This window comes from Neobacillus sp. plas4 (assembly GCF_057221695.1).
This window is the reverse complement of record NZ_CM170152.1, coordinates 5995105-6008495: the sequence shown is the minus strand read 5'-3', so window position 1 is coordinate 6008495 and position 13391 is coordinate 5995105. Positions and strand designations below refer to the sequence as shown.

Here is a 13391-nt window from a genome sequence, read left to right as displayed (position 1 = left end):
GCCATTTTGTCTCCCTATTCCTATTTAGATAATATTTTCCTAATTTTAGGGGGAACTAGACATGGAATTTTTACAACAGCTAGTAAACGGGGTGTCATTAGGCAGTATTTATGCGTTAATAGCCCTTGGTTATACAATGGTCTATGGAATTGTAAAATTAATTAACTTTGCCCATGGAGATGTCTTCATGATCGGTGCATTTATTGGTTTTTATTCGATTACAATTTTAGATTTAGGATTTTTCCCTTCCTTGCTTATTTCCATGGCAGCTTGTTCGATTTTAGGGGTTCTTATTGAGAGAATTGCCTATAAACCATTGCGAAATGCCACTAGGATTGCAGCATTGATTACCGCAATTGGAGTATCCTTACTGATTGAATATGGTGTCATTTATGTCCGCGGTGCACAGCCTGAGGCTTATCCTGGAGATCTGATTCCGGCCAAAAGCTTAGAATTTCTTGGAGTAAATGTGAGTAGTCAGTCTGTATTGATTTTAGGTACATCAGTTGTACTGATGATTTTACTGCAATTTATTGTACATAAAACAAAGATTGGAAAAGCAATGCGAGCCGTATCCCACGATATGGATGCAGCAAGACTGATGGGAATTAACGTAAACAATACCATTTCAGCTACCTTTGCCATTGGTTCAGCTCTAGCAGGTGCAGCTGGTGTTGCATTTGGTATGTACTATACAAAAATTGAGCCATTAATGGGAATTATCCCTGGACTTAAAGCATTCGTTGCTGCTGTACTAGGCGGTATTGGAATTATTCCAGGGGCAATGGTTGGTGGATTGTTATTGGGCGTCATTGAGTCACTAGTGAGTGCGGCAGGTTTCTCTCTATGGCGTGATGGTGTAGCGTTCGTTGTCTTAATCCTAATTTTGATTTTCCGTCCAGCCGGTCTATTCGGCAAAAATGTACGGGAAAAAGTGTAAGGGGGGTGCGTAGCTGCAATGATGGAAATTCTCAGGGATTCAAAAGGTTTTTGGTCATCAATCGTATTAGCCATTGTTTTTGGTGTAGTCATGCAATTTTTAATTACCGGAGAAATTATTAATTTTTTCTATGTGAACACTCTGTATTTTATTGGGATTAACATTATTCTTGCTGCGAGCTTGCATTTGATTATTGGTATTACCGGACAGTTTTCAATTGGACATGCCGGCTTCCTTGCAGTGGGTGCTTATGCCTCTGCGATTATTACGATGAAATTGGAGCTTCCCTTCTCGTTGGGTATCGTTGCGGGCGGATTGGCTGCTGCGATTGCTGGTTTAATTATTGGAATTCCTACCCTTCGGCTAAAAGGAGATTACCTAGCAATTGCCACACTTGGGTTTGGTGAAATTGTTCGGATTGTCTTTTTGAATATTGATTATGTTGGCGGGGCGAGCGGAATGACTGTTACCCAGTTAACTACTTGGCCATGGATATTTGGCAGTATCCTGCTTACCGTTCTGGTAATAAGAAACTTTACGAATTCAACACATGGACGGGCTTGTATTTCTGTCAGAGAAAATGAAATTGCCGCTGATGCCATGGGAATCAACACTACGTATTATAAGGTCGTTGCCTTTGCCATTGGTGCGTTTTTTGCTGGGGTGGCTGGTGCCTTATATGCGCACAACTTTTTCATTATCCAGCCGACAAACTTCGGTTTCTTAAAATCTTTCGATATCTTAATCTTTGTGGTGCTTGGTGGATTAGGAAGTCTTTCAGGGGCGGTACTGTCAGCCATCCTGCTCACAATTGTTTCAACCTTCCTGCAAAGCTATCCTGAACTGCGAATGATTATTTATAGTTTAGTGTTGATCTTCATGATGCTTTACCGTCCACAAGGAATAATGGGAACAAGAGAATTGACCTCATTGTTTACGTTTGGAAGATCAGCAAAAGGTGGTGTTCCACGATGATAGCAAACACACCGTTGCTTAAAGTAGAAAACGCTGGAATCAGGTTTGGCGGATTAAAGGCCGTTTCAGACGTGAACCTTGAATTAAGACAAGGAGAATTGGTGGGATTGATTGGACCAAATGGCGCCGGGAAAACAACTTTTTTTAATTTGTTAACCGGAGTTTACGTTCCTACTGAAGGTAGTATTGAATTAGACGGGGATAGATTAAATGGATTAGCACCCTATAAGATTACAAAAAAGGGGATCAGCCGGACCTTCCAAAATATTCGTTTGTTCAATGAATTATCGGTTCTTGATAATGTAAAGGTTGCCTATCATTCCTTAGCGAAGCATTCCATTATGAGTTCAATCCTCCGCCTTCCTAAGCACTTTTCAGAAGAAAAGTATATGGAGGAAAAAGCGGTAGAATTTTTAAAGATTTTTAATTTAGATAGTGTAATGCATGAAACCGCGAAGAATCTGCCGTACGGGCAGCAGCGCCGTCTAGAGATTGCAAGAGCATTAGCAGCCAATCCGAAACTACTGCTTCTGGATGAACCTGCGGCAGGGATGAATCCGCAGGAAACAGAAGAACTAATGAATTTAATTGCACTTATTCGTAAGAAGTTTGATCTTACGATACTTTTGATTGAGCATGATATGCTACTCGTAATGGGTGTATGTGAGCGAATTTATGTACTTGACCACGGTCAGCTGATAGCGGATGGGACTCCCGAGCAAATCAGAAATAATCCAAAAGTCATCGAGGCGTATCTTGGGGAGGAGGTTTCGTAATGCTGAAAATCGAAGATATCAATGTCTACTATGGTAATATTCATGCCCTAAAAGGTGTTTCTCTTGAAATCAATGAAGGGGAAATTGTTACCTTGATTGGAGCAAATGGTGCCGGGAAAAGTACATTATTAAAAACGATTTCTGGATTACTTAAGCCTAAAAATGGTTCTATCTTGTTTGAAGGACAGTCAATTTCAGGCAAGGTAGCTCAAGCGATTGTAAAACAAGGTCTTTCCCATGTCCCTGAGGGGCGCCGTGTGTTTGCCAATATGTCTGTAGAAGAGAACCTTGAGTTAGGGGCTTATTTACGTAAAGATAAACAGGGAATTAAGGAGGACTTCGAAAAGGTCTATAACCTGTTCCCAAGGCTGTTAGAGCGGCGTAAGCAGCTGTCTGGTACGTTGTCAGGCGGAGAGCAGCAAATGCTTGCCATGGGGCGCGCGTTAATGGCACGGCCGAAGCTCTTGCTATTGGATGAGCCTTCTATGGGCCTTGCTCCCCTTTTAGTAAAAACAATTTTTAGGATTATTGAAGAAATCAATCAGACAGGCACGACGATTCTGCTGGTAGAACAAAACGCAAACATGGCGTTATCGATTGCGGACCGTGCCTATGTGATTGAAACAGGAAAAATCGTCCTATCCGGTTCTTCCAGCGAGTTAAATCAAAGCGATCAGATAAGAATGGCGTACCTTGGCGGACATTAATAGCGGTAAAAAGACGTGTGAGGCCGACCTCACACGTCTTCTATGTTATATTTTTGCTTTCTCTCGTTGTGTTTCTAATTTAAATTGATGACGAAGTTTTGGCTGAAGTGCATGTTTGACCTTTCGTACATACTCTTCATACAGTTGTTCTAAACCAACTAATGCCAGCGAGAAGAAGTTTGCATAATTCTTTTGTACTTCCCACTTTAATTCGTTCTTTCCGCAAATACTGTATTTATTTAATTCTTCTATTTCTTTTTGGAGTTTTGATAATTCCACTTGCTGCTCAGCTTCTGGTAGAGATAGAACATAATCAATTTTCTCAATGTAGTTTTGCGATTTTGCGATTTTCCCCTCAATTTCTTCGTAGCCAGCTTGATCTATCAGACCGTACTTTAATTTAAATTCGTTTAACTTTTGAGCAGAATCATACGTTGATTTTACAATATCATCACGGGTCATTTGTGTCGTCTCATAGCTGAGCATATGCTTCCACGATGGCTGGGTGATCGCCTTGCGGTGGTCCTCAAGCGTATGACAGAACTTCTTAAAGCCGTGCAGTTCAGGATTTTCAAACGCAGGGCTTGCAGGATCAAGGAATGGTGCGAGCGGCGCTACAAAGTAGAAAAGTCTAGGGTCCTGATTGCAGGCAAGATGGATTTCTTCACAGAAATCAATGTTTTCTAGCGCGCTTTGGTATGTCTGGCTGGGAATACCTGTCATGAAGAATAAATCGATTTTCTTTGCACCATGCTTTAAAGCGAAAGTAAGTGTTTCGATTACTTTAGGATTTGTACAATTAAACTTCCCGTTATAGCGTCTGATTTTTTCATCATGGGTTTCAAGGGTAATTTCAATACTGTATTTTGGACAGCTTTCATTCATCATCTTGAAGAATTCTTCCCCTGCATATTGGAATAATTCAAAGACGATTTCATTTTTAAGATTAAGTTCTTTAAGACGGCTGAAAAACTCCTTTACATACTCCCGGCCTCCCTGGCGAAGGTCATGGAGGATAAAGATGGGTGCGCGGCTGAAACGGGAAATAAATTGGATGTCTTCGATTAGCTTTTCAGGTGATCGTAACGCAAGTGAACTTCTGCCGCAGTTTTGATCGTAGGCATCTTTTGAGCCGCCGCAGATGAGACAGTTTTGCGAACAGCCTCTTGCTGTAAGCAGCGCTGTATTCGGATATTGCAGCCAGCCATTGTATGGCAGCGGGTCTAGGAAATTTCGATATTTAAACACAGAGCGGATGGTATAGCGATAGCCCGGTACATCAATATCATCTAAATCCTTTGGTACATAGGTGAGAGGATTATAGCCAATTTCAGTTCCTTTTTTCCAGGTTAAGTTAGGAATGTCAGCATAGTGAGTATTTCCGAGCTCTAATTTATTCATTAACAGTAGTGTTAACTTCTCAGTTGAGTCACCACGTAAAACGAAATCAATAAATGGATATTCAATTAACTCTTTATGATAATAGGTAGCGGATAAACCTCCAAATAAAACCGGTGTATCTGGGTGGAGCTTTTTTACGATTTTTGCTAGTTCAATACTGCCATGAGCATGTGGCAGCCAGTGCAGGTCGATTCCAAACATACGAGCTTTGATTTTCTTAAGCTTCTTTTCGACATCAAATTTTTCACTCATCAACATCCTGTTTGCAATGTTGATAATTTTTACCCGCAGTCCAAATCGTTCTAAATAGTCAGCAATACTGGTTAAGCCGATTGGATACATTTCAAATACTGGTGAAGAAGGTACAACATCGCTAATGGGGCCTGCCAGCAGGGGATTTTTTCTAAAGTCATAAACACTCGGCGCGTGTAAAAGGACTAAATCATATTTCATATAAGCCACCCTTTTCATTTTTCTAAAATTTATAGTAGTTATTGTGAATGTTTTCACATATATTCTTGGATTTAATTGTGTCTGAGCAGAGCGATAAACGGGATAAATGTTTATCGTATACACTTCTGTAAGTATTTTCTAACTACTTTTATTTTACTATAATGATGGTTTGATAGAGTGACAAACGGGTGACAACAATGTGGAGATTCCGTGGAATTCGTAATGGCACCCTTACTTTAACCCAATGATATTTCCAGCATAAAGTATAGGGAAATAGATTAAAGGAGGAATATGTCCGTGAATGAATATGGTTATCCCGAATATTACGGAATGTCATCGATTCAAGAACAGAGTCAGCTGCCTCGATTTGGCGGAGGGCAGCAAGGGATGCCGCCGTTTGGCGGAGGGCAGCAAGGAATGCCGCCGTTTGGCGGGGGGCAGCAAGGAATGCCGCCGTTTGGCGGAGGGCAGCAAGGGATGCCGCCGTTTGGCGGAGGGCAGCAAGGGATGCCGCCGTTTGGCGGAGGGCAGCAAGGAATGCCGCCGTTTGGCGGAGGGCAGCAAGGGATGCCGCCGTTTGGCGGAGGGCAGCAAGGAATGCCGCCGTTTGGCGGAGGGCAGCAAGGGATGCCGCCATTTGGCGGGGGGCAGCAAGGAATGCCGCCATTTGGCGGGGAACAACAAGGGACGGCGCCGTTTGGCGGTGGCCAGCAGCAAGGCGGGGCACCCTCTACACCACCACCTTCGTACACGCCGCAAGAACAAGCCTCTGCATTCGCTGTTGATCCAGGAGCGATTAGAGGCTGCCTTTACCGCTTTACCTATGTTTGGCTAAATAGTGGCAGCAGTTTCTGGTTCTACCCAACGTATGTTGGAAGAGACTCAGTGGCTGGATATCGCTGGAGAAATTTCCGCTGGGTATATTATGGAACAGACTTAAGGAGAATTCGCTCATTTAGATGCTCGTGAATTTTAATACGCGGGTTTGAACCAAATGGTTCAGCCCGGTTTTTTCGTACAAAAAAATTGATATAATTATTGTAAAAATAATAAAGGATGAGGATTATGGCCAAGGTGAAGACAAATGCCATCCGGATACTTGACGCAAAAAAGATAGCCTATGAGGTGCTTACATACGATAATCAAGATGGGAAAATAGATGGTGTTTCTGTTGCCGCAAAGATTGGCAGAGATCCCCGTGAAGTCTATAAGACGCTTGTCGCGCAAGGAACCAGTAAAAGTATCTATGTTTATGTGATACCAGTAGAGGCGGAATTAGACCTAAAGAAGGCTGCAAAGGCAGCTGGTGAAAAGAACGTGGAGATGATTCCTGTTAAGGATATTTTGAAATGGACAGGCTACATCCGCGGCGGCTGCTCACCGATTGGGATGAAGAAGGAATATAAGACGTTTTTAGATAAAAGCTGTCTGGAACTCGAGCATATGGTTGTCAGTGCTGGGAAAATAGGTGTTCAAATTGTAATCGAGCCCAAATGGTTAGCGAATCTGACAAAGGCAGAAAGTGCTGATATTAGAAAATAAAGTAATAGGCATTCACCTATAAACTCAGAATGCATAAGATAGAGTGAAATGAAAAGCGGAAGTGCATTGAACAGGGAAAAAGGCAGTTCATTTTTCCCCTAGGAAAAAAGGCAGTTCATTTTTTCCCTAGGAAAAAAGGCAGTTCATTTTTTCCCTCTAGGCGCTGCAAGCTGGACAAATGAACTTTGCTTTTGTCACGAAAAGGAGAGTGGGTAGAGTGGCAGGAAAGATACTAAATTATTTTGCGGGCGGTAATACAGCTAGGGGATTCCATAGCCTATATGATTCAAACCTCCAAGGACTTGAACGGGTTTATATTCTAAAAGGTGGTCCCGGTACAGGCAAATCCTCGCTGATGAAAAGGATTGGTAATGAATGGGTCGAAAAAGGATATGATATCGAGTTCTTACATTGCTCGTCAGATAACAACTCGATTGATGGAGTAATCATTCGCGCTTTAAAAGTAGGGATTGTGGATGGAACTGCTCCGCATGTTATAGAACCAAAAACCCCTGGTGCTGTAGAACAATATATTAATCTAGGTGAGGCATGGGATGCGAAGGCACTTGCTGTTGAGAAGAAAAACATACAACGTTTAACAAACCGTATTAGTGCTTCATTTAGCCTAGCGTATTCGACCTTTAAACAGGCTTTGGATGTTCATGATGACTGGGAGAAAATTTATATTGAAAATATGGATTTTGAAAAAGCAGATCAGTTGACCAATAAGTTAATTCAGTCCTTTTTTGGCAAGTTAAAAATAAATAAGCAATCCGATATCCGCCATCGATTCTTAGGTGCAGCAACACCAAAAGGTGCCGTTGATTTCGTTCCGAATTTAACCGAGGGGATCGAAAAGCGTTACTTTATTAAAGGGCGCCCTGGTTCTGGTAAATCAACCATGCTGAAAAAGCTGGCGGCGGCGGCAGAGGCGAAAGGAATCGATGCAGAGGTTTATCACTGTGGATTCGATCCTAACAGCTTGGATATGGTTATATATAGAGAGCTAGGCATTGCCATTTTTGACAGTACGGCTCCGCACGAGTATTTCCCAAGCCGTGCCGGGGATGAAATTATCGATATGTATGAACATTTGATTACACCCGGAACAGATGAAATCTATGAAGATAAAATCAAACCAATTGCTGAAAGCTACAAAGGGAAAATGAAGGAAGCAATCTCGTATTTAGCGAGAGCGAAAGAACTTCATGACGAACTTGAAGCTATCTATGTTCCAGCGATGGATTTTACCGTTGTCGAGCACATTCAATCAAGAATTGCAGACGAAATAAGGGCTTTAGAATTAGACTCTATTGTAAGCAATCAATAATATGGAAATCTCCACTAAGACGACTGTCCTACTAGGGGCAGTTTTTTTATGTGATACGGTAGAGGTGATTAGGGGAAGATAAACGTATTGTCCTATAATTTTGTATAGAAGGAGCTAGAACTCATGAAAAATAACCAAGATTCAACCAATGACACAATCGAAGCGAATATTGCGATCAATAAACAATTAGAAGATGGAAAGGTTCATGAACCCATACAAGCGGAGTCAGAAGCAGAAAGAGCAAACATAGAGTTACAGAATCAAATCAATAATGATGAAAGTAAAGATTTACGTACCTCCCCTGCAGCCATTTCCACCCCGCAATAGATACAAAAAAAGTCAGGCTCCCTAAATGGAAAGCCAGACTTTTTGGTTTAATGAGGATTGGTTTTGCTTTGTTGCCCTTTATTTCGCTTATTTCCCTTGCTGTTGTCTCCACTGACAAATTCACTAGCAAATTCTGCTTCAGCATGTCCTGCTTGCGGAGAATTTTGATTGGAGCTTCCCTTGTTAACTTTTTTTGTCATCGTGTTTTCTCCTTTCTACATTAGGTACAGTATAGTTTGGCATTTGTGACATTCTTTATTCGTTAAAAAAGGGGATAAATAGAGTGCGGCGAATTTTATAGAAGGGATTCTAGCAAAAAAGCACTCTCCTAATTAACGGAGAATGCTTTTGGAAGCTTATTTCTTTTCAGATAACCATGTAGCCAGGATTTTTGCGTCGGTTTCGTCAACAAGTCCGCCTGGCATCATCCCTTTACCGTTCTGAATGCGATCGAGAATTTCTTTTTTCGATTTTTGGGCGCCGATAGCTGTTAAAGAAGGCCCAGCCTTACCTTCGAGTTTATCACCATGGCAAGAAGCACAGCTATCTTTGTATAAAAGTTCTCCAGCTTCTGCAACAGAATGGGTTCCTTGGGAGTGGACCTCTTCGCTGCTTAAAGGCACCTCATCAATGAGCGCAGTATAAGGGACAAATTGAATTTCATGTGGTACACCCTCTGCTGGGATTTCAGTAATTAATTCGCCTGTCTCCGTGTCCCAAATTTGAACACCAGAAACGGCTTCACCGCCAAGCTTGTAAGGATAACGCTTATCCATTCCGTGATTTAATGTCCAGAGTTCCTTACCATCTGGGCTGATACCGGTATGAGCAGGTATGGTTGTCCCAGTTGATTCCCATAGTTTTTCGTACGTTTTCGTATCAAGCTTGAATATCTTGTTGCCACCAGTTGTAACATAAGCAAATTTGCCATCGGGGCTAAGGGATATGTGGATTGGACCGCCTTCAAAGGAAATACGTTTTGTAATCTCGAGTGTGGCAACATCAATAATCACCGCTTCCTTTTTACCTCCAACCGCTACCCATACTGATTTACCGTCTGGAGTAATATTAACACCATGGAGACTGCCGCCTACAGGTATATCTTTCACAATTTTATTATTTTTCCAATCTAGGACAGCAACCTTATCTTCCTTGTCAATACTGATAAATAAATAAGGGGAGTCAATGGCATTTCCATCCCAGTACATAGAAGGAGAAATATAGTCTGTCCCTTCACCTGTAGGAATATCTGCTATTTTCTTGTGTGAATGAACATCTACAACGGAAACCGTACCACCGTATTGGTTTGCAACATAAAGATATTTATCATCTGGGGAAAGTGCTGAGTGATGGCCTCCCTTGCCTACGGGTACTCTCCATAATTCTTTGAAGGTAACAGGGTCAAGTGCAATGGCGTAGGAAGTATCTTCATATTCAAACCAATCAACCGTAAACATTGTTTTAAAATCCTTTGTAAAGGTCACAGCATGCGTGTCGTGAAGATTGGGATACATTTGTTGCGTTCTTTCATTTTTGGGACCTTCGATATCAATGGCTGTCAGCATTTTATGGTATTTTGCGTCAATAACCCATATTTTATTGCTAGAGCCTCCGCCTACATAAGCTAGACTTTCACTGCCGAGCTTGCCGCCAGCTAATTTTTCATCAAAACTAATTTCGGTGGTTTTAGGTGAAGATGCTTTCTCTGCTGGTACTGCCTCTTCCTTTTGGGCACAGCCGCTGATCAAAAGGGCAGAGAGAACAGCGGTAGCAATGCCGGCTGTTGTGATTGTTTTTCGTTTTACCATGGTGCTTTCCTCCAATTATATTAATGAGTAAAGAATACAGAGGACATGTATAGATGATATGAAGAAATAGAGTCTATTTTATGACAGTTGAATATAAAAAGGAGAGGTGCTGGATGAAAGAAATAGGGGTTCTTACGAAATTATATGAACAGAACCGGAATGAAAAAAATGCTGGTCCGATGAAAAAGTATATGAAGGACCACTTCCCATTCTTAGGAATTAAATCGCCGTTACGAAAAGAGCTTGAGAGGCAGTTTTTCAAAGAAACTGAGATTTTAAAGAGGCCATTTAGTGAAGATTTCGTGGCAGGACTTTGGGAAAAGGAGGAAAGAGAATATCACTATACCGCCATTACATATATGGGTAAATTCATAAAGAAATTGCCTAAAGACATCATACCTTTTATAGAAAGGTTAATTGTCAACAAATCCTGGTGGGATAGTGTGGATTCAATTGCCCCTTTGGTGGGAGAGCTGGCAAGGATATATCCTGAGATTGTAGAAGAAAGTATTAACGGTTGGTCGACAGAGGATAACCTTTGGCTGCGGAGAGCGGCGATCCTTTTTCAATTAAAATATAAGGGGCAGACAAACGAAGCACTTTTATATGACTATATTGGTAAGAACGCTGATAGTAAGGAATTCTTTATTCAAAAAGCGATAGGCTGGGCGTTGAGAGAATACTCTAAAACAAACCCTGCGTCTGTTAAGGAGTTTATCGAAGGACACCTTCTAGCTCCATTAAGCGTAAGAGAAGGCAGTAAGTATCTATCGTGAGCAAAGTGGTAAAAATTAGTCGTGGAGTCGTGTTAGAATGGCAGTAACTTAAAAGGAAATTAGGTGGGCAGCATGATTAAGTGTATTGCAACAGATATGGATGGTACGTTATTAAATTCGGTTCAGCAGATTAGTTTGGAAAACAAAGAGGCAATTTTAAAAGCTCAGGCACGGGGGATTGAAGTGATTGTTGCTACCGGAAGATCCTATCAGGAAGCTCGGTATGTATTGGATGAAGCGGGGCTGACATGTCCTGTTATTGGTGTTAATGGTGCAGAGGTCCGCTCAAAAGAAGGTGAAGTGTTATCTGCCATTCCGATTGATAAACAGGTGGCAAAAAGAGTGGCAGACAAGCTTGAAGAGCGTGATATCTATTTTGAAGTGTATACAAACAAAGGAACATATAGCATCGATCTTGAAAAAGCAGTCTCAATTCTGGTTGATATCGTTGTCAGTGTCAATCCAGATGTTAATCAGGAGGATGTGGTTTATGCTGCAGGGGCCAGAGTGAGGGATGGTTTAGTACATCCGATTGAAAGTTATGATCTTCTTTTTACAAAAGAGGAGATTCAAATTTATAAATTTCTAGCATTCTCCTTTGACTCCGAGCGGCTTGAATCCGTTACACCGGAGCTTCATGAGTTAGGCGAGCTTAGTATTTCCAGCTCTGGACATGAAAACCTTGAAATTACCAATAAAAATGCGCAAAAGGGAATTGCTCTAGAAGCCTTTGTGAAAGTAAAGGGAATTGAGTTAGCAGAGACCATGGCAATGGGTGATAGTTTTAATGACGTATCAATGCTGGAGAGAGTCGGCAGAGCTGTTGCAATGGGGAATGCGGCCTATGAAATTAAATCACTTTGTGATGCGATTACTGCAACCAATGATGAACATGGAGTAGCTAAAGCGATATTGGAAGTTTTATAGGAAGGCTGATTTCGTAATGATGGTTGTTAAAATCTTAAAGCCGATTTTAACGTGGCAATAGTTATTTTGCCCCTTTGAATAGTTCGCAAGCTCTTTTCTTATTAAATTTTTGCTGTTTTCTACGTTAGCACAGTACAATCAATAATTTATTGTTACAAAAAGCAACGAAGTTTAAGAAAAGAGCCTAAAGGAAAGGGAGAGATAAATGGTCAAAGTTTGTTCCATTTTCGTAACGATGCTTCTTTTAATTTCGGGTTGTTCTCTATTTGAAAAAGAAAATACGCCGCCAAAAGGCCAGCATGAGGACGAAGCGATTGTCCTGCAGCCAGGGATGGAAGTAATTGCAGAAAGTCTTCGTGTTCCTTGGTCGATCAATCAGGTGAACGGGGTCTTCTACCTTAGTGAACGAACAGGGAATATCGTGAAAATTGAGAATGGAAAAATGGAGCGCCAACAAGTTGATTTGGAGAAAAAACTTGCTAAAGCAGCGGAGGCTGGACTGCTTGGCTTTGTCCTAGATCCGGGGTTCCCTGATAATCCAAAGGCATTTGCATATTATACGTATGAAAATGGACAGGGTCAGTTTAACCGAGTTGTTACCTTGAGCCTAGCAGGCGGCAAGTGGACGGAGGAAAAGATTCTTCTTGATACAATTCCGAGTGCAGCCTTCCATCATGGCGGCCGTTTGAAGATTGGTCCTGATGGGAAACTCTATGTTACGACAGGCGATGCGACTGCCCCAGAACTTTCGCAGGATCTTAGGTCCTTAAATGGGAAAATTCTTAGAATGAATTTGGATGGAAGTATTCCTGCGGATAATCCATTTGAGAATTCCTATGTCTACAGCTATGGACACAGAAATCCACAGGGGCTCGTCTGGATTGGGGATACGTTATATGCGAGTGAGCACGGTCAATCAGCACATGATGAAATCAATTTGATCAAGCCAGGCGCAAATTATGGATGGCCGTTGATTGAAGGGACAGAAACGAAAGCTGGGATGGAGACACCGATATTTCAATCAGGTGAGGAGACCTGGGCACCATCTGGTTTGGCGGCCTACAATGAAAAGCTGTACGCAGCGACCTTAAGAGGAAATGCAGTCAGAGAGTTTAACTTAGAAAATCGTACCACAAATCCTGTCATTACTGGACTAGGGAGAATACGCGATGTCTATGTAGATGGAGAATACCTCTATTTTGTCAGTAACAACACAGATGGCAGGGGAAATCCTGACGAAAAGGATGATAGACTTTATAAAGTGTTGCTGCGGTGACAATTGCTGCGGTGACAATTGCTGCGGTGACAGGCACCAAATATACAAAAAAACGCTGTTATGCAGCGTTTTTTGTATACACCATTTATGCAAAATGGACTGAATAATTAGCAGATTTTGCATAAATGGTGACAGGCACCCATTAATGTCACC

14 protein-coding genes are annotated in these 13391 nt (G+C 41.7%); 11 read left to right on the top strand and 3 right to left on the bottom strand.

Features of this window, described 5'->3' with window-relative positions; translation table 11 throughout:
- Positions 1-61 precede the first annotated feature (61 nt).
- The 4 genes from AC2TFD_RS29900 to AC2TFD_RS29885 are packed head-to-tail and all read left to right on the top strand — an operon-like array spanning position 62 to position 3398.
- Entirely contained in the window at positions 62-940 is an 879-nt protein-coding gene (locus AC2TFD_RS29900; RefSeq protein ID WP_335567080.1) for a branched-chain amino acid ABC transporter permease, read from the top strand.
- A 21-nt stretch (positions 941-961) separates the two neighbouring features.
- Positions 962-1915 (top strand): branched-chain amino acid ABC transporter permease, encoded by a 954-nt coding sequence (locus AC2TFD_RS29895; RefSeq protein WP_484676390.1) that lies wholly within the window; start codon positions 962-964, stop codon positions 1913-1915.
- Complete coding sequence (locus AC2TFD_RS29890; protein WP_335567081.1) at positions 1912-2691, top strand: ABC transporter ATP-binding protein; 780 nt, start codon at positions 1912-1914, stop codon at positions 2689-2691. Before AC2TFD_RS29895 ends, AC2TFD_RS29890 begins: the two co-directional genes overlap by 4 nt.
- Complete coding sequence (locus AC2TFD_RS29885; protein WP_335508764.1) at positions 2691-3398, top strand: ABC transporter ATP-binding protein; 708 nt, start codon at positions 2691-2693, stop codon at positions 3396-3398. Before AC2TFD_RS29890 ends, AC2TFD_RS29885 begins: the two co-directional genes overlap by 1 nt.
- Positions 3399-3443: 45 nt before the next feature.
- Here AC2TFD_RS29885 and AC2TFD_RS29880 read toward each other — a convergent pair whose 3' ends face one another.
- A complete protein-coding gene (locus AC2TFD_RS29880) occupies positions 3444-5252 on the bottom strand; it encodes a TIGR04190 family B12-binding domain/radical SAM domain protein (RefSeq protein WP_484674697.1) in 1809 nt (602 codons plus the stop codon).
- Between the two features lie 297 nt (positions 5253-5549).
- Between AC2TFD_RS29880 and AC2TFD_RS29875 the strand changes: the two genes are divergently transcribed.
- The 4 genes from AC2TFD_RS29875 (at position 5550) to AC2TFD_RS29860 (ending at position 8451) form a co-directional block, all read left to right on the top strand.
- Positions 5550-6221 (top strand): proline-rich domain-containing protein, encoded by a 672-nt coding sequence (locus AC2TFD_RS29875; RefSeq protein ID WP_484674696.1) that lies wholly within the window; start codon positions 5550-5552, stop codon positions 6219-6221.
- Positions 6222-6317: 96 nt separating this feature from the next.
- Entirely contained in the window at positions 6318-6794 is a 477-nt protein-coding gene (ybaK, locus tag AC2TFD_RS29870; RefSeq protein ID WP_484674695.1) for a Cys-tRNA(Pro) deacylase, read from the top strand.
- Positions 6795-7011: 217 nt separating this feature from the next.
- Positions 7012-8124, top strand: a complete 1113-nt coding sequence (locus AC2TFD_RS29865; protein ID WP_335508771.1) for a PRK06851 family protein — start codon at positions 7012-7014, stop codon at positions 8122-8124.
- A 123-nt stretch (positions 8125-8247) separates the two neighbouring features.
- On the top strand, positions 8248-8451 hold the full coding sequence (locus AC2TFD_RS29860) for a hypothetical protein (RefSeq protein ID WP_335508773.1): 204 nt from the start codon (positions 8248-8250) through the stop codon (positions 8449-8451).
- A 47-nt stretch (positions 8452-8498) separates the two neighbouring features.
- Here AC2TFD_RS29860 and AC2TFD_RS29855 read toward each other — a convergent pair whose 3' ends face one another.
- Positions 8499-8651, bottom strand: a complete 153-nt coding sequence (locus AC2TFD_RS29855) for a hypothetical protein (protein ID WP_335508775.1) — start codon at positions 8649-8651, stop codon at positions 8499-8501.
- Positions 8652-8807: 156 nt separating this feature from the next.
- Positions 8808-10259 (bottom strand): c-type cytochrome, encoded by a 1452-nt coding sequence (locus AC2TFD_RS29850; RefSeq protein WP_484674694.1) that lies wholly within the window; start codon positions 10257-10259, stop codon positions 8808-8810.
- 113 nt (positions 10260-10372) lie between these two features.
- Between AC2TFD_RS29850 and AC2TFD_RS29845 the strand changes: the two genes are divergently transcribed.
- The 3 genes from AC2TFD_RS29845 to AC2TFD_RS29835 all read left to right on the top strand — a co-directional run bounded on the left by AC2TFD_RS29845 (position 10373) and on the right by AC2TFD_RS29835 (position 13238).
- Complete coding sequence (locus AC2TFD_RS29845) at positions 10373-11035, top strand: DNA alkylation repair protein (protein ID WP_484674693.1); 663 nt, start codon at positions 10373-10375, stop codon at positions 11033-11035.
- Positions 11036-11107: 72 nt separating this feature from the next.
- Positions 11108-11962, top strand: coding sequence for an HAD family hydrolase (locus AC2TFD_RS29840; RefSeq protein WP_484674692.1), 855 nt, complete (start codon positions 11108-11110; stop codon positions 11960-11962).
- Between the two features lie 205 nt (positions 11963-12167).
- The gene (locus AC2TFD_RS29835) at positions 12168-13238 is read left to right on the top strand and encodes a PQQ-dependent sugar dehydrogenase (protein WP_484674691.1); all 1071 of its coding nucleotides are present in this window, start codon (positions 12168-12170) and stop codon (positions 13236-13238) included.
- Positions 13239-13391 lie beyond the last annotated feature (153 nt).